21 protein-coding genes are annotated in these 22565 nt (G+C 41.0%); 3 read left to right on the top strand and 18 right to left on the bottom strand.

Going from position 1 to position 22565, the window contains the following annotated elements:
* Positions 1–67: 67 nt before the first annotated feature.
* The 17 genes from BW716_RS06205 to BW716_RS06125 all read right to left on the bottom strand — a co-directional run bounded on the left by BW716_RS06205 (position 68) and on the right by BW716_RS06125 (position 15819).
* Positions 68–2575: a TraG family conjugative transposon ATPase gene (locus BW716_RS06205; RefSeq protein ID WP_083721664.1), complete on the bottom strand. Its 2508-nt coding sequence runs from the start codon at positions 2573–2575 to the stop codon at positions 68–70.
* The gene (locus BW716_RS06200) at positions 2541–2936 is read right to left on the bottom strand and encodes a DUF4133 domain-containing protein (protein WP_083721663.1); all 396 of its coding nucleotides are present in this window, start codon (positions 2934–2936) and stop codon (positions 2541–2543) included. Before BW716_RS06200 ends, BW716_RS06205 begins: the two co-directional genes overlap by 35 nt.
* A gap of 42 nt (positions 2937–2978) precedes the next feature.
* Entirely contained in the window at positions 2979–3329 is a 351-nt protein-coding gene (locus BW716_RS06195) for a DUF4134 domain-containing protein (RefSeq protein ID WP_143708743.1), read from the bottom strand.
* A gap of 134 nt (positions 3330–3463) precedes the next feature.
* The gene (locus BW716_RS06190) at positions 3464–3952 is read right to left on the bottom strand and encodes a hypothetical protein (protein ID WP_083721662.1); all 489 of its coding nucleotides are present in this window, start codon (positions 3950–3952) and stop codon (positions 3464–3466) included.
* A 111-nt stretch (positions 3953–4063) separates the two neighbouring features.
* Positions 4064–4921 (bottom strand): RteC domain-containing protein, encoded by an 858-nt coding sequence (locus BW716_RS06185; RefSeq protein ID WP_083721661.1) that lies wholly within the window; start codon positions 4919–4921, stop codon positions 4064–4066.
* Positions 4922–5219: 298 nt separating this feature from the next.
* Positions 5220–5768, bottom strand: a complete 549-nt coding sequence (locus BW716_RS06180) for a hypothetical protein (protein WP_083721660.1) — start codon at positions 5766–5768, stop codon at positions 5220–5222.
* A 553-nt stretch (positions 5769–6321) separates the two neighbouring features.
* On the bottom strand, positions 6322–7473 hold the full coding sequence (locus BW716_RS06175) for a hypothetical protein (protein ID WP_083721659.1): 1152 nt from the start codon (positions 7471–7473) through the stop codon (positions 6322–6324).
* 254 nt (positions 7474–7727) lie between these two features.
* The gene (gene mobC, locus BW716_RS06170) at positions 7728–9731 is read right to left on the bottom strand and encodes a conjugal transfer protein MobC (RefSeq protein WP_083721658.1); all 2004 of its coding nucleotides are present in this window, start codon (positions 9729–9731) and stop codon (positions 7728–7730) included.
* A 50-nt stretch (positions 9732–9781) separates the two neighbouring features.
* Positions 9782–11266 carry a relaxase/mobilization nuclease domain-containing protein gene (locus BW716_RS06165; RefSeq protein WP_179091012.1) on the bottom strand — a complete coding sequence of 495 codons (1485 nt, stop codon included), beginning with the start codon at positions 11264–11266 and terminating at the stop codon, positions 9782–9784.
* Between the two features lie 14 nt (positions 11267–11280).
* Positions 11281–11685: a plasmid mobilization relaxosome protein MobC gene (locus tag BW716_RS06160; RefSeq protein WP_179091011.1), complete on the bottom strand. Its 405-nt coding sequence runs from the start codon at positions 11683–11685 to the stop codon at positions 11281–11283.
* Positions 11686–11864: 179 nt separating this feature from the next.
* Positions 11865–12341: a hypothetical protein gene (locus BW716_RS06155; RefSeq protein WP_083721655.1), complete on the bottom strand. Its 477-nt coding sequence runs from the start codon at positions 12339–12341 to the stop codon at positions 11865–11867.
* A 57-nt stretch (positions 12342–12398) separates the two neighbouring features.
* Complete coding sequence (locus BW716_RS06150) at positions 12399–12881, bottom strand: hypothetical protein (RefSeq protein ID WP_083721654.1); 483 nt, start codon at positions 12879–12881, stop codon at positions 12399–12401.
* A 71-nt stretch (positions 12882–12952) separates the two neighbouring features.
* Complete coding sequence (locus tag BW716_RS06145) at positions 12953–13366, bottom strand: hypothetical protein (protein ID WP_083721653.1); 414 nt, start codon at positions 13364–13366, stop codon at positions 12953–12955.
* Positions 13367–13463: 97 nt separating this feature from the next.
* Positions 13464–13937, bottom strand: a complete 474-nt coding sequence (locus BW716_RS06140; RefSeq protein WP_083721652.1) for a hypothetical protein — start codon at positions 13935–13937, stop codon at positions 13464–13466.
* Positions 13938–14013: 76 nt separating this feature from the next.
* Complete coding sequence (locus tag BW716_RS06135; RefSeq protein ID WP_143708742.1) at positions 14014–14565, bottom strand: hypothetical protein; 552 nt, start codon at positions 14563–14565, stop codon at positions 14014–14016.
* Positions 14566–14933: 368 nt separating this feature from the next.
* Entirely contained in the window at positions 14934–15416 is a 483-nt protein-coding gene (locus BW716_RS06130) for a hypothetical protein (RefSeq protein ID WP_083721650.1), read from the bottom strand.
* The gene (locus BW716_RS06125) at positions 15406–15819 is read right to left on the bottom strand and encodes a hypothetical protein (protein ID WP_083721649.1); all 414 of its coding nucleotides are present in this window, start codon (positions 15817–15819) and stop codon (positions 15406–15408) included. Before BW716_RS06125 ends, BW716_RS06130 begins: the two co-directional genes overlap by 11 nt.
* Positions 15820–16723: 904 nt before the next feature.
* Between BW716_RS06125 and BW716_RS06120 the strand changes: the two genes are divergently transcribed.
* Positions 16724–17350 (top strand): RNA polymerase sigma factor, encoded by a 627-nt coding sequence (locus BW716_RS06120; RefSeq protein ID WP_083721648.1) that lies wholly within the window; start codon positions 16724–16726, stop codon positions 17348–17350.
* A gap of 136 nt (positions 17351–17486) precedes the next feature.
* On the top strand, positions 17487–18686 hold the full coding sequence (locus tag BW716_RS06115; protein ID WP_083721647.1) for a FecR family protein: 1200 nt from the start codon (positions 17487–17489) through the stop codon (positions 18684–18686).
* A gap of 173 nt (positions 18687–18859) precedes the next feature.
* Here BW716_RS06115 and BW716_RS36055 read toward each other — a convergent pair whose 3' ends face one another.
* Complete coding sequence (locus BW716_RS36055) at positions 18860–19039, bottom strand: hypothetical protein (protein ID WP_143708741.1); 180 nt, start codon at positions 19037–19039, stop codon at positions 18860–18862.
* A 39-nt stretch (positions 19040–19078) separates the two neighbouring features.
* On the opposite strand from BW716_RS36055, the gene BW716_RS06110 reads away from it, so the two are divergent.
* Positions 19079–22543, top strand: a complete 3465-nt coding sequence (locus BW716_RS06110; RefSeq protein WP_083721646.1) for a SusC/RagA family TonB-linked outer membrane protein — start codon at positions 19079–19081, stop codon at positions 22541–22543.
* The last annotated feature ends 22 nt before the right edge of the window (positions 22544–22565 follow it).

The raw sequence follows: 22565 nt of genomic DNA, 5'->3' as shown, positions 1-22565 counted from the left end.
TGAACCCAACTTATTTTATTCACTCACAATGTGCATAACAAATAATCCTTTAAGGCGAATACGCATTTTATTTATTACCATTCAAATGCTCCAATAATGCCTTAATACCCTTTTTCATATCACCTCCACACCTGGCTGTAAACTCCTGCACCAACACCTTTTCCTTTTCCTCTGTTGTATAAGCATAATATTCTTCCGGAGAAGGTTCAAAACCATATACCTTCATGGAAACACCAGCATGATCAACATATAATTCACGGTATTTACGCTTCGGATCATTTGCTTTGTTTAATGACAAGACCATTGGCTTTCCTTTATCCGGCATCCCCATCACCGTTTGAAGCTGATCAAACTTGTTTTGAAACTTGCGCATATCAAGTAGAATCTTGGTATCCGCATTATTCAAAATGGCCTCTTTTACAATCGGACTGCTGATGACATCGTCCAGCTCCTGGCTAACGACAATGGCTTCGCCAAAAAATTTGCGGACTGTCTTATACAGGTACTTCAGGAATTCCGCCATTCCCGCTTTTGCAATAGCCTTCCACGCTTCCTCAATAGTGATGCATTTTCGGATGCCTTTGAGCTTTCTCATCTTAGATATAAATAATTCTGTAATGATGATTGTGACCAATCCAAAAAGAACGGCGTTATCTTTAATATTGTCAAGTTCGAATATTATTAGCCGTTGGTGAAACAGATCCAGCTTTTCCCTGGCATTCAGGAGGAAGCCATATTCCCCATCACCGTAAAAAGGGCGCAGGACATACAGGAAATTATCGATATCGAAATCCTTTTCCTTTACACCATCCTTGTGAAGCACCTTCCTATAGTCTGTTTGCAGGTAATCATAAAAGGAATCAAAACAGGGAAAAATCGTTTGATCCTTTTCCAACAGGCCAAAGTAACCATGCAACGCATTGGATAAGGCCACATATTCGGAACGCCTGAACCCTTCCTCATCCTTTTTCCACAACGAAATCAATAGTGTCTTGATCGATTCCTTTTTCTCTATATCCAGACTATCTCCCTCATCTATATAAAAAGGATTGAAACACAGTGGCCTGTTCTGATCATAGGTGAAATAATACCCCCCCACTAACTGGCAAAGCCCCTCATAAGAATGACCAACATCGATGATGATGATATGAGCGCCCTGCTCATAATAACTGCGCATGAGATGGTTCATGAACATGCTCTTACCGGATCCACTGGCCCCAAACACCGCCTTTGACCTGTTCGTGCACCAGCCCATTCGCATAGGCTCATCCGTTATATCCACGTGGATTGGCTTACCCATCTGCCGGTCTACCAGCCTGATACCGAACTCACTGACTGAATCCTTGTAGGAGGTTTCCTGGGTAAAAAAGCAGGTAGCCTGTTCAGCAAAGGTGTCAAAGGTTTCATTTGCAGGAAGAGCCGCTGCATTACCGGGTAATCCGGCCCAATATGTTTCGGGCGCTCCTTTCAGTGCCTGCCGGGGAGTTACATCCATCTGGGCTAATCCGGCACTGGCCATATTGCGCAATTCTTTCAGCTTGGTACCATCAGCGGTCCATACCATCAGGTTAAAATGCGCCTTTACCGGTAGTCGTCCCTGACTGATCGCCTCATTCAAAAAATTGTTAGTAGCATCCCGGCTGATAGCATTTTCACGGGAGTAAGCACTTAAGGATTGTAGCCTTCTTCTTTTTGCCTCTAGCTTTTTTAAAGTTTTCTGGGTATCTTCCACCACAACGAACTGGTTATAAATATGATTGCAATTCAGAAGCTGACCAACCGGTGCGGCAAATCCTACTGAGAATTTGGCTTTATCGCTTGAATATTTGTCATAGGTGATGCGGCTTCCGCATACGCCGGGTAAATCGTCAGGCGTACTAAGCGTATATTGCTGGCAGTAATTCTCTCCGATTTTCCATTCAGGTTTAAAGGCAATTTCCCTGATCACCGGTGTCTGATTCTGTGGAAGCAAAAAACAATACCTCTCAATTAATCCGGCAAACTTTGAATCACCCACCAACTCATCGGTTCCCAGTCTCGTTACCTTAATAAAGCTACCTTCTGCCAGTAGTCTGCTAAACTGACTTACCTTATCGGCAAATTCCTGAAATGCCGTTTCATTAAGACCATCCTGGGGTACAATTATCGGACGGATCAGATTTGAAAATACTGCGTTACCCAATGGTTTCCCTGATGCACGTCTTGTGATCATCACAAAACATTCGTGATTAAGAATCTGCCTTTCGTTAAAGAACATATCACTACTTCTGTTGAAAAAACTATCTGCAGATTTATCGAAATCAGCATGGTACTGATCTTCCATGTACCAATCCTGTTTATGCAGAATGGTACCAGGGGGTAATAGTTTTATTGCCCGGATCCATATCTGATGAATGGTTTCATACTCTTCCGAGCTTAAGCTAAATACCTCCGGAAGATCCAGTTTGAAAACTACTGTCAGGTCACCATTCTTCGATATTATGCAATCTCTTTCAACCTTATGAATGGGTAGTAGCCTTTCAATCGGCTCGCCAATTTTCTTATTTCCTTTTAACTGCAATAGCAGTGCTGTCATGACTACCATGACGATTATCAACATTACTATCATCACTCACACTCTTTTTCAATCCGGTAAACACGTTTCTGCTCTTACAAATAATAGCGGAAGGTACCTGCCTGAAGGCCGCCTCAACCATAAGGCCATGCTCTCCATATTTGTGACTGAGTTTGTAGACCCATGAAAAAAGCACAAAACCAGCTACACATACTACACCCGCACAAACATATGCAGGCACCCCCGCTATATAACCTGCCGCAAACAACACCAGCAATCCCACCAACCCTACGGCCAGATAAGTAATATATTGAGCCTTGAATCCTTTGAACTCAATACTTTTACCAATGCCTTTATTAATCTCATATATACTACTACTCATAACCTTAATGTTTAGGTCCGGTGAAATCCGGCAGAGGGCCTGTTACACACCAAAAAATCCTTTCAATACAGTAGCTACGACAACTAAAAAAATACAGCTGCCAAACCACGCCGCGGCCACTTTGCCGGTGTCCTGCTCGCCCTGGTTCCATTTGTTGTATACCTTGATGGCACCGACGATCCCGACGATGGCGCCAATGGCATACATCAGTGTACACCCTATTCCAAAATAACCGGCGACCTCCTTGGTTGCGGCTGTAATACCACCGCTGCCACTGGCCGTTTGAGCAAACACATTGGCTGATACACATAATAATGTTGTGACCAGGGCTGTAAATTGGACTGACAAACTCAGGTTCGCTTCCCTACATTTTCTTACTTCACTACGTCTCATACGAATTATTGAGTTATGATAAAAAGAACTACTTCGCTCATGGGCATGAGTTGGGCCACTGCGCATGACCATGCCTGCCATGCACAACTAAAAATGTGATCTACACCAAAATGAATTATTGAATGGGCAACAACCTATGCCCAGAATGAATTTGCTTCTTCAGTTGAGTAATGGATATTACAGTCCATGGATGCCGCTTTAATAATGAGATTATTGATAGCTGATTTAAAAGCGGGAACATTTAAGGTCGGATAGGCCGCGATCTGTTGCTGGAGTTTAGATGTTAATTCCTCTTTTGTAATATTTTCGCCGGCACCGGCTATTGTATCCTGTAATTCAGAGGCAAGCTTTTCCAGTGCCTGAAATGTTTTATCGCTGGAATTATCTTCCTCCTCTTCCTCATTAAAAACTGCCATTTCTTCTATTTCGGGTACATTGTCACGTAATGAATCTTCCGGGGCATGGGCACTCCAGACCCGCTTGTTCTTATTTTGTTCCAATGCACGCTGAAGCATGGATGGCTTAATATTTAACTGGCCGGTAATAAATAGAATGAAGAAATACAAAAAGAGGGCACCAGAAATAATTCCTAAAAACACCCCCCATGAAATACCTTGTAACATACACGCTAGTTTTTATGCTTGAAATAATTTCCGCTGCTTGCGGTATCTGACACAAATATGTATTTCGAGGTGACTGGTATTTAGGACCTATTGGGAGATGGGAAAAATAAATCACAAACTATTTTCATCATCAGTTTCCAGCCGTCGTATATAGCTATTCCCTAGTGCATCAATAAAAGGTTTTCGGCCCTTCTTTCTCAATCTGTTATCTTCATGGATCTTAAAAATATTGCCAATCTTCACATTAAATACCTTAGAAAAATAATCAGCTAATTTTTTCAAAGGAACCCGTGTGTCGTTAAAGACACCATGTTCCTGTAAGGCGACTATTAATTCTACCAAAGATGCCTTTGAACCTGTCCAGGTAATCAGTCCGGTTTGTACAGAAGCGTCCCCTCCGGTAATATTTTGTTGCGATAATGTCCACAACCGGTGACTGATAAATGCCGATAACAATTCGTAAGATTTTATAAAGGCTAACTGAACACTCATCGGGGCCGAAAATTGGGCATCATGCAACCAATATAAATTATAGGGAGAAACGAATTGGAATTGCTTCTGGGCCTGCCGCTTGAAGTAGTAACTATCAAGGTAAGTGGCATGCATTCTGTAATAGGTATAGAATTCCGCTGTTGACACAAAATATTTTTCAATTTCTGATTGCTCTGCGGCGTAATACTGTATAATAGCAGCGGTTCCACTTACCGGTTCGAGTGAAAGTAATTTAGAAATATGGGTATAGTAAATCAGCCTGCCATCAACTTCAGGCTTTATCTCCTTAAAAAAGGCAATCTCTTCCTGATCGTTTTCAAATGGGGTAGTTTCGATTTGCTGTTTCAGATTAAGTAAAGCAGCCACTATCAGCTCCTTTCCTTTTTGAAGTTCATCAAAGGAATAGTCTTCGTCAGAAAATATACTATCGAGCTTAGCCAACAAGCTCTGTAACACTTGGGTGAATGCGGTCCTCATGATGTCAGCTTTTAGGTGAACAAACCATTTTATCACAAATCACGAACTTTGGTAAATGTCAGAACAGTCCCAGGGGCCTAAACAGGGATCCTGACAGCAATTAATAATGAATTAGTTATAAATATTTTTCTGAAGAAAAATTTATCGGAAGGGGAAAAGCTAACCTGGCAAACAGGAGTACGAATAACAGGGTTGAGGATCTGTTAATAGTTTTCATAGAATTACGTTCAGCTCATTCAACGCCTGGTTGACAGCAACTACTGAAAAAATTAAAACGGCTATTTATACTTATCCCACTTTACTGCCTCCACGATCTTAAACAGCCGCCATATTCGCCCGTTATATAATTCAATTCTCTTCTTTCATAATATTCCAGCTCAAAGCCTATGTTGATCGCCATTACCACTTCGTTTTTCTGATTTCTGTCCCACACTACGCCACCAAAGAACAGGAGCATAGAGCCCGTGGCATTCATCACTATATCTTTACCCTTAGCCAGTTCGGAGATCGGGTTGGGACAGCTTAACTGTTTGTAAATCGTGCCATCTTCATTGTAAATAACCGCATTGCCGGGTGATGGATATTGCGGATGATCATAAGGATATACCACCACCATCATTGTACGATCGGGGGTTACAAATCCGGTAATATTCATACCGGCATCAATCAGGGTATATTCCTTTTCACCCACCAGCCATTTTATGCCCTTTGAGGGTGCTGTGAAATATTTTGTCCGCGTAGGGTGGTTGACTCCTTCGAGCATATCAATACCCCTTGAATAGTCCTTGCTCAGGTCCAGCGCCAGCTCAATGTCATTATCTGTTATGTAGTGAAATCCTGTTATCATTGTTATTGTTTATGATTACCTTCTATTCAAAGCTATACTATTGGGTGTAGTTAACTTGTTGTTGATAATAGTTGCTATTGTGTCGCTATTGGCATTCTTCAGCAAAATAACACTTGTCTCATCTTCTGATCGCAAGCCCGCTATCAGCAGCGATCTTACTGTTTGTTTTAAACGCCCAAACAGGCAGCAAGTAATCCATTGCAAATCACAAAACTGACGTTTTGAAGCGACCATGAAGCTAAAAGAAAATGTTCTATTTTTTAAGAAAAAGATCCGTACTACTATATTCCCGATTTTTTAGAATTACTTGTTCACCATATTTCTTTGGGAGCTTAAATGTTTGAATTTCTTTATCATTCGGGCAATAAGTTTTAACTAGCTCTCCCGACCCAAAAGTCAAATAATTCAAAAAATAAAGGCCATTTTCTGTTGAAAGTGTAATTTCTAAAATAAAGGGGTGCCTCCGGCAAAAAATTGGAAAGACCAATATCAGGAATAACCATATTTACTATATTATTCAAACTAATATAATAATTTCCATTCAATTTGGACGCTATTCCTCCTTTAATAACTCTACCAATTGTAACAGTAAAATTCTGACTGTCTTAATTGAGTGGATAGACGAAAATTTGTGTTTGGTGCGTATGCTCCCCGAACTGACCTCCATGGATTTGGGGGTTGAAAAGGTTTGGCTGGTTATTCTGAAGACCTCCGATTTGGATTCATTAACAATAATACCTGCCTTGATACAGAGTTTTATAAACAGGGTCAGTACAGCCACTGAAACAGATAATTTAATCCGGCCTCCTATTACCGGGTGAACCGGTTTTAACTCCCCTTCAGCCGGTACCGGGTTGATCAAATTATATGCGGCGCGCAAAGAGCTGACAATTTGCTCGGTTACGTTTGGCAATGTAGGTAAAAAACAAAATCCGGGTAATGGCTCCAATTGTTCCATTGTTCTAAAGTACCATTGCAGGGTGGATAGCTTTGCAGCCAGATCCATTTCCGCCATCTTTTCATCCAGTCTGGTAGTACATAACAACACGTACCTTGGCAAATTATAGTTTAGCTGCAGGAGAACAGTATGAATTTCTTCATTGATATCTTTTATCCATTTCTCCGGGACCGGCTCATGTAAAAACGAAAGGCTTTGGACTAATTGCTGGATATAAGTGAGTTGTCTGAAAGTAAAATTCCCGGTATCTGATTGCACGAAATCCTTAATGGGCTGCAGGGCTAATCTAAGTAAAGGATGTTCAATTTTAGGATGCTGGTAGGCAGTCTCCAGTTGGGTTAGAGCAACAGACAGAACATCCCGGTTTTTTAAAAAAGAAAAACAGGAGATTTGCAGGCTTTCCTGAAAAGCACCAGGAACATATCGCCTGATATAGTCAATTACCTTCTCCAGATACCCTGCCACCTTAATATAAAAAGACCTGTAACCATCATTTAGGTTCTCTGTATTATTCTTAACATAATCTCCCACTCGCTCTAATAGCTGTAATACCTTCAGCTGTAAAACGTTTAAGAAAGAAGAAACACTGCCATGCATCTGATCTGAAATGGAGTTACACAACATATCGATCTTTTGCTCAAGGAACAAAAGATCCCTGTTGCTTTCCTGCAAATCCAACAAGTAGTTTTGCGGATGAATAGTTATGTAAACCCACTCCTCAATTATATGTAATGGTTCATGTTCCATTTAATAACCTGGTTATTTAAAAAAGTAACCATCAGGATATTGAAAGGATGTGAACATAAATAATTTACGAAATATTAGCGACAACGCCAATAAGAACTAATAGACGCCTGTATTTAATTAAAATTCGCTGATAGCTATTTAATATTCGAAATTTAATGAATGGATAATAAAATAGCTGAGTTCGTTTGTAACCCCTGGTTATGAAATAATTGCAAATGTCCGGGGACCCATTGCAGCAACTTGTGTATCGATGGCTAAACACCGCCGCCGCCTGCTTCATCTGGCTTTACAAACAGCAGATGGGCTAAATTCGGGTCCTGCCGAATTCTTTCAATTTCAGATTCTATTAATAAGGCAATATCATTTTTGATCTGTATGTAATTATTCTGAATTTCCAGTACCGATATATCTCTTATTTTGGGCAGCGGTTTATAGTTATCTTCTTCGGCTTTTATAGCAGCAGGATCATTGATAATATGACAATGGAAGGTTTTTAACTTAACGGGTGTACTGGGGTTATCTGCAACCATTCCCACAAACTCGCCGCTGCTCAGGGATGAAATTTTAGAAGGCGTTACAGCGTAATCAAGCTGCGTATTGTGGCTTACGCTTGTATCTGTACGGTTGATGGATACACTTTCTCTGGTTTGTACAATTTTGCCGAATCGCTCAGACAATACCTTTGCTGTATCACCAAAAGTCTGCCCGCAAATAATATTACCGGGGAGGTTCACGATTACATCTGCCTGATCCTTGCCATAATCCTTTCTCAGTTGTTCTGTACTCTGGACTGCAATCAGTGTACTTACCAGATTACTTCTGGCAGTAGCCAAAAGAGTATCCAGTGGGGCGTATATCGTGGGGTACTCATCGAAGATCAGCGAACACTTTTGCTGGTTCTTGCGATTGACCAGTTTTAGCATTCGCGTTATATACAGACTTAGTACAGCTCCATATATCTGAATTTTCAAGGGGTTATTCCCCATGGCTACAATCTTGGGTTCTTTGGGATTGTTTACATCCAGGGTGAATTCATCCCCGCTTAAAACATAGTATAGCTGTGGTGAGCTGAGGCGTGCAAGACCAATTTTGGCGCTGGCGATCTGGCCTTCCAACTGCTCGGTTGCCCGGTTGAGGTATGCCGATATAAAAGGGTTTAACAGCGCCTCCGTCGTTGATTCAGTTCCCAGCACCGGGAACAGGTCATCGTAAGGCATAGACATCAATTCGATGGCATGGGGTAAAGTGCAATACCTGCCATCCTGGTACTTCCGCAAAAACCAGATCACAGCGGTCAGGAAGTTTATGGGGGATTCCACAAAGAAATCTCCGGTTTTGCGGACCCAGTCCCGGTTTAGTCCCAGAAGGATCGTCCTGGCAGCTTCTGCTGCATCGGTAATATCCTCCATCATATCCGGATCAAGCGGATTACATCTGTGGCTGCGGCTTAAATCATCAAAATTGATGACATAGAATTTTGGAGGTATCTTATAAGCTGACTTGTATTTTAATAAGGCGTTATAGGCAATCTTGGTAAGATCATCATACTTGAAATCATACAAAAACATTGTATACCCCTTACTGATATTCTGCTGAATCCACGACCGGACAACGAAAAAGGTTTTGCCCGCACCGGCTGATCCGCACAAAAGCGTGCCGCGAAAGCAATTCTGGATGTTGATCCACATGGGACGTACCTTATTCTTCAGCCGGTAGCGTCCGGGCAGATTTACAGAATATTCATTTTCGATTAATTCTTCCTGCTGGGGAAAAGTCTCATTGACTTCATTGAAGATATCTTTGGCAAGCTGTAATTTTATTAAGCGGGAAAGTCTGGCGCCACCTGTAAGTACCAGGATATAACCAAGCGATGTTACAATGATATAACTCGTTGCCAGGGGAGCCACATCTAAATCAAGGTAGAAAAGGAGCGCACTCCCACCATAGAGCAATAAGCCTGAAAGCAGGAATGTGATAATAGCACTGACCTGGATTTTCTCATCTTTCTTGCCTTTGCTTCCAATCAGGGATAGGGCAAGCAACCCAAGTGCTGCAAGTTTTGAATAGTAAGGACGACTAAATAACCCGGAGCTGGCAATATTAAACAAAACCCTTTTTACCAGGTCCGGTACTAACCCCCAAATCAGAAATGCCTTATAGCAAAATATGTAATAGTGTAGTCCAAGCAAGACAACACTCCCCTTCCTGACAAAGTCAATTATTGCCCGGAGTCCCTGTTCATTTTCTCCAGTTTGCATACCACACGATTTTCTTTTTTCACACCAGGAGAATGGCAACCCTTTTAATGTCAGGTTGACCGTTTCTTGTTCTTTTTCTTCTTTGCCTCATTCAGCAGTGCTGCAGGAATGTAGTTATCAACGTCAATGGGTTCAAGCCATTCGGTAACCAGTTTAGACAACAGGAACTGAAGACTTTCAAGGCTTGCGCCCAATCTGATTAAACTATCCCTACTGTTATCAGGTGTACCAGCTGGAAGTCCCGGCCTGCCGGCTGGCCTGTCAGGTAAGCCAACTCCATTTGCATAGAGGTAGGCCGTTACCGGTTTAGTAGCCTGCACATAAGTGTTAGTATCTGTATCCTTACGGCCCAACCAATAGATGAATTCCTGGTTCCCGACCGGTTGCGCAATAATTTGCAGACCGGATCGTACCCAATACTGTGCTACCTGATAAAAGTTCTTTTGGAAGGAGGTATTATCCATCAGGGATTTGACAAAAGTCTGATTGGCTGTAATCTTATGCTGGTCCGTTATATTCGCGTTGTCAAGTTTTGAGATGATGGCTCCTGCTCCATACCCTTTGGCGAGGCTACTACCATTAAACACGCAACAGGTCTTATGATCAAGAAAGGTCATTCCATAAATAAATCCCTGCTCATTACGGCGTAATACCACATCTACCCCCTCGTCCTTCAAACCATCAATAAACCCGTTTATATCCCCGACCTCCGCTACCACTTTATCAATAGTCCGGATTAACCGCCCTTTATAATCATTGCGTTTTCTTATATTTTTCTCATACCGGAGGGCCAGGTTCTTAATAGTTGGCTTTTGATAAAAAAGGCTGGCTTTAATGGGAACACCCTTGGGGATATCATGCTCATCTAATAACTGGTACATCAGACCGTTTTTCTCATAAGTCCTACTGCCAGGTTGCCCTCTGTCAGCGAAAACCCCGAAATTCAACAGAATGGCCCTATACTCTTCCAGGGTTCCAAATCGGTAATTGTTAAGTACCCCGGTAATAATTTCTGCAATGGTCGCTTTTGTCGGTTTTTTGCCATATCTGGCTTTACGCAGATGCACTACCGGCATTTCCTTTTGCTTATTTTCCGTTTGCGCGGTTGAGGTCAGGCCATATTCCTGTTCCAGGGCAAGACAAGCCGGTCTGGACAATTCCTTACCATTATAATGAGTAGCAATACGGTTTCCCGATTCCCGTATACAGGTGGTAACAACATGTATATGGGGATGGCCGGCATCTGTATGTTTATAAACAAGGTATGGCTGCTCTCCATATCCAATCCTTTTCATATAGGATGCTGTTATTTCCTTTAGCTTGTCATCGGGCAGGTCTTCCCCTGGTGGAAAGTTGATAGATATATGAATGGAATTTGTATCCGCAATGGGATTACGCTCCATTATATCTGTAAACCGGAAAAGCTTCTGACGGAAATTCAATTTTTCAGGTCCCAGTCCAAATCCCACGGCATCAATACAGGTGGCAACTCCTTCTTTAACCTTTTTTTCATTATAGTTAAGGAGCCTGCTCATATCTTTTCCGGGAATTATCTTTGCAACCATTTTTCTGCCAGTGCTTCTACTATTGGAATCAGTTGTTGCTGGCGGGCGGCTACCTGTTGCAATAAGTCCGGCATAGCCAGAGCATGTAATAACTTTTGCTGAGGTTGCGGAACGGCATTCACGTGGCGGGTGACCTGATTGATATTATTTCCGATTGCATTCAACTCCCCTCTTATTTTCACCAGCTCTTCCATGACCACCCCCAGACTTTCGTCCCTTGTGTAGATGGTTAACGGTTTATCACAAATAATCATTCTTAACAGACCACTCATATTCTTATAGCGGGATTTGGCCAGCAACTTTTTTAACCGGTCGAAGTGATACTGATTAATACGTGTCTTAACATCATATCTCAATGCATCCTGCTGCGGCACTCTCTTTCTCCCCATATACATTAACTTGTTTTGATAGAAAAAATCCGACTTCGGAGGATTTTTTAAGGCCGACTTCGGAAGGCCGATCATTCCAGGCGGGCATTTTGTGCACGACTGTACATCTTGCTGGTCACAATTATAGGTGACCTGAACAAAGCGCTTGGTTTATCCAATCATTTTTGATATCCAAAAAATTATAACTTATGTCCAGGTGTAGGATTAAACAATTGCCGGAACCGCTGTTTTATTATATGAACAGGTTTTACTTTCTCTTTGGGCAAAAGCTGATTAAACATTCCTTTTAATTTTCTCAGATCCGGGAACTCCTTATCTGATCGTAATTTTAAATTTAAACCCTGGCTTAATTGATAGATGGTAAGCGTAGGTTTAATTATCTGCAGTTTCTGATGAATATCTATTAGCAATACTGCATTCAGGGTGATCGTTTTTCCATCCAGTGGATAGCTCATGATATAGGGAGCTACCACTTCCTCAATTCCCTTATCCTGGTTGCGCTCCAGATTCCTGTATGCTGATTTAACCTGCATGGCCAGTTCATGCTTTAATTCCAATTTTAAGCCCGGAGATAAATTTTGATAATACCCTTTGTCTTCAAACAGGTAGGTGCATTTTTTTACCTGATCCATTAGCTGGCTGGTATCGGATTTCATCAATATTGAAATTTAAACCTGAAACAAATATTTAAGCACAGGTGGTGAAACGGTCATTTAGCCGATTGACCGTCTGGAAGTTTGTTTGGCAGATTCAACCTGATGCTTAGCCGCTTTGGCCCATCGCATATTGAGGTACTTTGCGCTTTTTAAGTTTTCAACAAACCTGTGAACCTGAACAATGGATGGTAGTAGCTCCTGTATCCCGATATTCACATGGATACCACCGGGCAGATCTCTCACTTCCAAAACAGTCTTCTGGAGGTCTATTTGTTGATTTGGGTAGACTTTCAGATTCATGTTTAAACTCACCCGGCAACCTTCATACGGGTAATTAATTTTGATAGCAAGCGGAGCGCCTTCTTTAAAATATTTTCTGGAAAGCTCAGTCAACCTATATCCGGATAATATGCGATCTGATATATTCTGCTCAATATTTCTTTTCTTCAACTGATCCATCTGGATAAAGTAGCCACAAGCATCTAATGCCGCTAAAAACTTACTGATGTTTTTCATTAATGGATAAATCTCATGTTCCATTATCTTTTAAAAATTACAGTGTTAGACAATAAGGCATTATTATAAATAACCGTCAATATTGGTTAGCGGTATTATAGCTGCTGATGTCTTCCTTTGCTTTGCCTGGAAATAATCCGGGGCCTTTTCTCAAGAACGATCCCTTCATAATATAGCCCCACAAGAATGGCATTGAGCATCTTATTGGAATCCTGATTTGGCGCAATTACCTGCCCATCAGGAAGCCTGTTTTGAATAAACTGTATAAAATTGCCTTTATCTTCGGGTAAAAGATGATTACGAAACTGTATATCCTTCTTTAAAGGAGTTAGTTCAATAAGCTGCGGCGGGCTGTTCTTCCTGTAAATATTCGGGGCTTCCTCTACGAATCCGTTTTTTTTCAAAAACTGAGAAAACCCGTTCCCCTTATTCATTCGCTGTGCCTGTTTGTTTAAATATGCCATATCTGCCAGCGTGTAATTCTTATTGGGCTGATTGATTTGTTTCATATGAGTAACTGTTTCGGATTAAAAGAGTAATATTCGTTCAAGAGGTATAGGATCAGCATGGACGTTATGCCTAAATCTGTAATCCCCCGTGTTTAACCTACCAGGGGTTCTTTGGTCCTTTCCTTTTAGAAGAAGGAGCAATATTTCGCTGATTTAAATTATTGGGCACATGCAGTTGTTTACCAACAGCAAAAGTTAACGCAGCATCAATCGTTGGAATTTGTGAGGGAATATCTATTGGTATATGCGCGCCTGGTTTGTCTGCTATCTTTACCGTCATGCTGGATATGCCGAGTTCTTTGGAATCCAGATTTAACTTATATAAAAAATTAAACCCAACTTTCTGTCCGCTCATTACTGCATCTGCCGCAAGATCAAATATTTCAAGATTGGGCATATCATCAATTGCGCTTCTGGGGACAGAAATATTAGTCAATAGTATCTCATGTACCTTTCCCCTCAGTGAATGTTCAAAATCCTTACTGACCGTACCCGACCCGTTATCCAGGTAGCCTTTTTTTATAAGCAGGTCCATATTCTGTTTTATCTCATTATCGATATTTCGCTGCATACCCTATAATATTTTCTGGTGATAAAATCAGATGTAGAATAAAGGGTACATGAACCCGCAAGCAACCTGCATGGTTCTATTGTAATGGCACACGCATTAAAAAGAACGGGATATTCTGGTTTAACACAAATTCTCCCGGTTCCAGGTAGGGCACGATTTGTTTGAGTGCCTGCTCTACCACCAATGTCCCTTCTGCCGATTTAAGTAATTGCCCAATCGGGGAATCCAACGGCATGACACGAATTCTCCCATCGCTCCATCCATAAACAATACTTGTCTCCATGGCTTCTAATAATCTGCTATGCAGGCGTGAAAGCATTTTTTGCTGGATATGCATATGTACCTGGTGCTCAATAAAGTTCATCAATGCCGCATCTGCCGGGCCGCCTGTGGATGCCGAAGTATCATTGTCCAGCGAAAGCGTATAGTGTAAATTGCAAAAAGCAGCTACCACATGAATCATTGGAATTTCCTTTTTATCAATCGGCGTGATTGTTATCCCGCTTCCTTCCCCTGTATCATGCAACCTGGCAATTGGTTTGTCATTCACTACCAGCGTGGCAGAGAAAGAAAGTGATTCGTTACAATCATCGTCATGGATAGTGATATTTAAAACTTCCAGCTTCATAAAAGAATTTCTTACCAATTCCATTTGGAGATAATCAAAAAAAAATTGAGTATTGCTATTATAAGAAACAGCACTTGCTATTAGCGAATTATTTACAACGAAGATAGTTGCGCACAATCCCTGTATTTGGGAGATTCGCGGAGGTGGGATAAAATATATTTGAAGGCTGCCCGAAAGGATAGTTGACAAGCCCGTTAGTATAACCGCCGTAAAAACATCATCTTATATAGGATGTTATTCCCCAATTCCTGGGTCTGTTGTATCGCTAATTTTGCCCTCCGTATTACTTCCAGGCTGGGATGATTGTTTGCTACCACCATCTTTCCCTGTATTAAATAGGTACCGGCACCTTTAAAACGGGCTATGGCTCAGGCTTTTTGAAAAATGGGGAGTATCAAAATAATTCCCGCATAATTATCCTTTCTTTCTCTCTCAGCAATAATCCCTCGCTGCGCTGTATCCAGATGGCAGATCAGATCAAGTCCCAGGTACATATCTTTCCTATAAAGGTGGGTAACCTCGCTGCCGTTGTTCACATATGGTAAATGAATAATTCCACCCTCTTTACTGGCTTTATCTATATAAACACGGGTATCATAAAAACCGCCCCGGTTATTGATCACCGACACCATGTACTCCAGCGGGAAATAACTTTTCAGATATAGGCACTGATAACTTTCCACCGCATATGACGCACTAGGTGCTTTGGAAAAAGAGTACCCTGAGAAACTTTCAATCTGCCGCCATATCTGGTTGGTCACGGTTTCAGGATGGCCCTTTAAGCGGCTGTTATGGAAAAATTTACCCCTTATTGATTGAAGGTGATGGCCTCCCCTCTCTTTACCACTCATCAGCCGCCGGAGGTAACCGGCATCTTCGGGAAAAAAGGCAACCATAATGAATGCCCACCTCTGGCACACCTTCCTGATAGATCATTACCCCAAAAGTTTCCTTAAGCTGTTGTTCCGGAACAGGATGCAGGTAGTCTATTTGAGTTGGGTTGTGATAGCGGTCAATATTGGATTTCATCATACCGCTTTTCCCAACCCCTGGCCGGATAATACTGGAGCCAGCAACCAGCATTATATAATCCTTGCTGCCAAGCTCTTCAATGACCTGTCGAATGGACGGGCTTTCTATATAAAAGCATCCGATCGTGGCACCCCGCTTTAACCGGTCTGCCACCTTAAGATCTTTCTTAAACCGGTCCACATCGTTCACATCCACAGTTACCCAACGGCTTTGATTTATCAGGGAGGCTGTTTCCTGTCATTTGAACTTCTACGCCGGCTGAAACATGAGACGGTCTATTTTTTCCAATCATATCGCTTCTGCCGTGTACGTGTCTATATGGATAGTCACTAACCCTTTGGGTGGCAGAAACAATAAGCTATAGGCGGTGACAGGTTCTTCTGTAATTACTATTCCACCCTGCATGTTCACTCCGGATATTGGGAAAATTGTCTGGTAACCCTTTAAAGACCTGTAGTACACGAGCTGTCAAATTGTTTGTCGGCAGCTGGTGAGGATTGTTGATCAGGGCAACTATATTACTATCAGGCAACCCATATTTTGCCAATATCGCGTATAGTGCTGCGATCCTTAAATGTACTGGTTGTACCTAATATGACAGTATGCCTTACAATACATATTGCTAAGACGTTGTATTAGAGTTTTCAGAAAATAAAATGTTTCGCTATTGCAATCGAAATCTATTGAAGACCTCCATTAAATCCAATCACATAAAATAGATATTATTGAAATTTTAGAACGTGTTGTTGTTCACAGCAACGATCGAAACAAACTGACCGTATATATTATAGAGACAAGGGGCATTTTATCAATTTCAAAAAATATCAGATACTTATCCTATAGGTTGGTATGAAGATTTTTTTGATTTTTAGCACCAGTCAGTTGAACCAGTAGTGACATTATCTTGGGCCTTCACCCATAATTGTTAGATAATACTTAACTTGCAATCGGGAATCCACTCAGAAAGCATCTTCCTGTTCAAACAGTATTTCAAAGGGTACCAATTGCAGGCTTCGCCTCCACCGCGTTTATTGAAATTATACTAATAGTTAAGACTGGTTCATTTATACTGTAGTTACTGCAGGTGTGCTCGCCTGAAAATGTCAATTTTATACCTCATTGTCCGATGATCATGCAAATAAATACCGCTACCTTATCTGAATTCAATAAGGGATATGAAATGGCCTTTAAGGTCGTTTTTGATGACTTTTATAAGCCACTGTTATATTTTGTAACCAAATTAGTCAGCGACCGCCAGGAAGCCGAAGATATCACGCTGGAAACATTTCAGAAATTATTTGCGCGTCATCAGGATTTTACGTCAGGGGCCACTATACGTTCATTTCTATTTACGACTGCCCGTAACCACTGTCTCAATGTAATAAAGGCTACCAGGATTCATCAGCATCATTTACGCAACCAACCCCAGTCAGAAATTGATACTGCGGAAGCAGAGGCTGCTGAGCGACAGCTCGAAGCTCAACTGATCAGCTACTTACACAACGCCATAGAAAAACTCCCGAGCCGATGCAGGGAAGTATTCAGGCTGCTATTTATCGAACAACTAAAACCTGTTGATGTAGCCCAGCGGCTTAATATCAATGTTGATAATGTATACAGCCAGAAAAAGCGGGCGGTAGAATTGCTGCGCACCGCTGTCAATGAACATCCGGAGGTAATGGTACTGGCTGGATATCTGTTCTCGGTATTTCTCTCTGAAATATATTATGTGTTGCTACACAATATGGATTAAACCCTGCAAATATTAAATCTCCAATAATTTTTTTCTCCCATTTTTTCAGATTGATACAAGTGAGTTGTTTAAGCTAATAGAAACAGTTGATGAGAGATGACAAGTTCATTGTTCATGCATCACAAATAACGCTTAAATGGATCAGGATGAAGTATGGGTATTAATCCTCAAACACATACAACAAGACATCACTCCGCAGGAGGCTGAACAATTAGCAGAATGGCTTAAACAGGGGGGCAATCGTCAGCTGTTTGATCGGCTGACGGATCCCAGCAACCTGCATGCCAAGATTGAGGAATACAGGAATTTCCAGGTGTCAGAAGATGTCGCATGGAAGAGGCTTCTTGATGCTGGTCTGCCTATACAAAAGCATCACAAAAAGAGTTTCGATACATGGTTGCCTTATATCGCGGCGGCAGCACTCCTTTTAGGAATAGTGGCGATCAGATTTTCATGGTTTCTGCCACCAGAAAAAAGTGATCTGAAAATAAACAAACAGGATGTACTTCTCAGTGAGCGAAAGGATTTATCACCGGGTGGTGACAAGGCAATACTGACGTTATCTGATGGCAGAAAAGTAACACTCGATAGCTCCAAAGCAGGGCAAAAAGATGTGCAGGCGGGTTCACAGGTTCAATACGGGGCGGGGGAAGTAAGGTATGATGCAGGAGGGAACAATGTCAGCCACTTAATTTATAATACGGTTACTACTCCACGCGGGGGGAAATTCAGGATAGTGTTACCGGATGGAAGTATAGCATGGCTCAATGCCAGTTCCTCGCTACGTTATCCGGTAGCATTTATTGGTAAGGAACGAAAAGTAGAAATGACGGGGGAAATATACTTTGAGGTAGCAACAAATGCCACTTCGGTATTTAAGGTCAGTACAAATAAGACGGAAATTCTGGTACTTGGCACTTCGTTCAATGTCAATACATATAATAATGAACCAACCAATAAAACCACGTTGTTAAGTGGTCGTGTGAAGATTAGAGAAAATATAACCGGAAAGGAGGTACTACTTAAACCAGGACAGGAGGCGGTATTACCTTCCACCGGTTCACCTTTATGGAAAGTCGCAGATGCAGATGTGGATATGACGATTGCCTGGAAAAACGGACGTTTCCAATTCAAAGGAGCAGATATTCAAACGATCATGCGGCAGATCTCACGTTGGTACAATGTGAATGTTGAATACAAAGGAGACATACCGCCAGTGGAGTTCACCGGCAAAATGCATAGAGAGGCAAAGGCGTCTGAGATTCTGGAAGTATTGAAATCAACAGGTATTCATTTCACTATTATAGATAGTAGCAAAATAGTAGTAAGTAATTAAGAGGGAAAGCAATTCTAACACTACACTACATTTAAAGATCACCTGACAAGGCAGGTATACGTTTACGTATTACTGGCAGGATATTTCTGTCTGGTATTCAGTGGGGACAACAGCTTAAAGCCACTGCTTACCAGGGGCGTTATAGCCATGCCACAATCCATTAAAATTCCCCGCTAGTCTGGAGATACCACCAGGCTTTTTAGCACCCGCAACCTGAACAGGTATGCATGACAAAAGGAGTTACTATCCAGGTTAACTTCTATCGATAAACCAATATCATTGACTGTAAGGGAGACAACTAAGGCAGTGATGAAAAGCCGGTAGTGTAGGGCACTACCGGCGATTGGTTTCAAAAAAGCTTGCGTTCACTTTAAATCAACCATCCTAAAGTTATGAAAGTTTTCATTGCTAACAAAGCCATTATACCTATAACAAAGAACCAGCTTCTGGTTGAAGAAATAAGGGCTTGCCACAAAGCTCCTGTCTGGACTGACAACAAACAAAGAATTAGGCGTGAAGGAAATAAACGTCACCGGCAGTTTGGTTCGCAAATATTAAGAGTTATGCGCCTGTCAACTATACTTTTACTGATAACATGCATGCACACATACGCGCTGAGTTTTGGCCAGAAGCTAACCATCAGGGGAAGCAATATGCCGATTGAAAAGGTTATCAAAGAGATTGAACAACAGAGTGACTTCCTTTTCTTTTATTCCAGCGATATTATTAAATCAACCAAGCCTGTAACAGTGGACCTCATCAACATGAGTATTGATGAGGCACTGAATGTATGTTTTAAAGATCAACCCATTACTTACAGGATAATCGGCAAACATATCACGCTGGAACCGCAGGTAAAATCGGTAAAACAACAAAAGGGGTATACACTGACCGGCAAGATCACCAATGAAGCAGGCATCCCATTAGAAAGAGCGACAGTGCAGGTAATAGGCACCAATCAAAAGACATATGCAGATCAAAGTGGGATGTTTACGCTGAAAGATATTTCTGGATCTGAAACGATACAAATATCCATGGTAGGGTACGAAAATGTTACTATCCCCATACAAGGTAGACATAGTTTAGACATTGTGCTAAAATTAAAGACAAATACGCTAAATGAAAAGGTAGTTATTGCATATGGCACAACTACTCAAAGAACCAGTACCGGAAATATTGCAGTAGTGAAAGCGGCTGATATTGAAAAACAACCGGTGACCAATCCATTACTGGCGTTACAAGGACGAGTACCTGGCTTATTCATTACCCAAAGCACCGGATTTGCAAACAGCGGTGTGACAGTGCGTATCCAGGGACAGAACAGCATCGGAAATGGTAATGATCCCTTTTATGTCGTGGATGGGGTACCATTTTCAGCCACATTGTTACCAAGTTTATCTGGGATATTGGGAAGTTCAGGTCTTACTCCTTTTCCTTCAGGTGCAGGGAACCCTTTCAGCTTCATAAACCCTTCCGACATAGAAAGTATTACTGTTTTAAAGGATGCAGATGCCACCGCCATTTACGGTAGCAGGGCAGCTAATGGCGCCATTTTAATTACTACTAAAAAAGGACAAGCCGGACAAACCAAAGTAAACATACAGGTGCAACGCGGGTGGGGTAAAGTAGCAAAGAAAATAAAATTATTAAACACCAAGCAGTATTTGGAAATGCGCCATGAAGCATTTGCCAATGATGGTATAACTCCAGGGGGCACTGATTACGATATTAACGGTACATGGGATACCACCCGGTATACCGATTGGCAAAAGGAATTAATAGGAGGTACAGCACAATACACCGACGTGCATGCATCTATATCAGGAGGAAATTCCAGTACAAAATTCTTGGTAGGTACAGGATACCACAAGGAAACAACTGTATTTCCAGGGGAATTTGCAGATCGAAAAGGATCTGTAAGACTGAATCTCGAACATTCAACTTCGAACCAGAAATTTAAAATTCAATTTTCAGGAAGTTACCTAATAGATGATAACCATATAATGTCAGATGATCAGACTATGAATGCCATGTCCTTAGCTCCAAATGCGCCATCTTTACGAAAAACCGATGGTTCTTTAAACTGGGCTCCAATTTCTAGCGGTGATGCCACATGGCAGAATCCTTTGGCTAACCTTCTACGATCTTACAATAACAATACAAATAATCTGGTAGGTAATTCATTATTAAGCTACCAATTGCTAAAAGGTCTTTACCTCAAGGCAAGTTTGGGATACAACCACTTAGAGAATTCAGAATATTTCATTGTTCCTAAAAATTCCCTATCCCCACAAGAAGGTGCAGAAAATACATCTCAATCTTTATTTTCAAATTCAACATTAAGTACATGGATAACTGAGCCACAAGCCACATACAATTATCAATGGAAGAAATCTAATGTAGACATATTAGCGGGAATGACATTTACACAGAGTACCAATAATAGTTCTTCTTTTATTGGATCTGGCTACACTTCTGATGAATTATTGACCAATTTAAACGCAGCAGCTAGTATTACTCCATACAATCGAGTAAATTCAATATACAAGTACACTGCAGTATATGGACGAATCAACTACAATTTTTCAGAAAAATATTTAATCAACTTAAGTATAAGACGGGATGGAAGTACTCGGTTTGGGAAAAAGAATAAATTTCACAGCTTTGGAGCTATAGGCATTGGCTGGGTATTTTCAAATGAAAGCTGGATAAAAGATATTTTACCAAAATTAAGTTTTGGAAAGCTAAGAGGAAGTTTCGGAATAACAGGTAGCGATCAAATTGGCGACTATCAATTTTTAAGTATATATACAACACCTTTTGGCATCAGTAATCCTTATCAAGGTATTTCAGGTTTATTGCCAAACGGTCTAAGTAATCCTTATTTAAAATGGGAAGAAACGAAAAAGTTCCAAGGAGGCATTGATTTAGGATTTCTTCAAGACAGAATTCTCATAAACCTAACCTACTTCAATAACCGGACCTCAAATCAGCTTTTATTATACAATCTGCCAATAACCACTGGAGTAACCAACATTTCTACGAATTTTCCAGCTATTGTTCAAAATTACGGATATGAATTAAGTCTATTAACAATAAATATAAAAAACAAAAACTTTCAATGGACAAGTTCATTCAACCTCACTATACCTAAAAACAAATTAGTAAGGTTTGATAAATTGGAACTATCAAGTTATGCCGCTGATTTAATTATTGGTCAACCTATCAACATGGAAAGAGCTTATCAATTTGAAGGGGTAAATCCAGAAACAGGTTTATACCAAATATTGAGTTACGAGAATGGAGAGGGAAAACTAACATCCTCACCAGATTACTCATTTGATAGAAAAATCTTCATTAATACTTCTCCCAAGTTGTATGGAGGAATTCAAAATAGTTTTACTTATAAAACAATACAGCTTGATTTGGCAGTCCAATTTGTGAAACAGACAGGAAGGAATATTTACTACGGAATAGGTTTACCAGGCACTTTTTCTGGTATGGACAATAGGGGTAATCAACCTTCTTACGTATTAGACCGCTGGAGGGAAACTGATAAAAACAAGAGCATTCAAAAATATTCTACTAAATATGATACTGAAGTTTATCAGGCTTTTGATGGAGCTTATAATGGCAATTCTTCCTATTCTGACGCTTCCTTTATCCGTATTAAAAATGTATCCCTTTCATGGCAAATACCGTTACCCTCAAAATGGAAAATTAGCTGCCGTGTTATTGCTCTAGGACAAAATTTACTTACGATTACCAAGTATAAAGGATTAGATCCAGAAACAAGAAGTTCCAATACATTGCCCCCCCTGCGTGTGATAACCTGTGGGATACAAGCTACGTTGTAAGAAAATACTCATTCTCCCATCT

Source organism: [Flexibacter] sp. ATCC 35208, from assembly GCF_001975825.1.
Classification (GTDB): Bacteria; Bacteroidota; Bacteroidia; order Chitinophagales; family Chitinophagaceae; genus Chitinophaga.
This window is presented reverse-complemented; position numbering and strand designations above follow the sequence as displayed.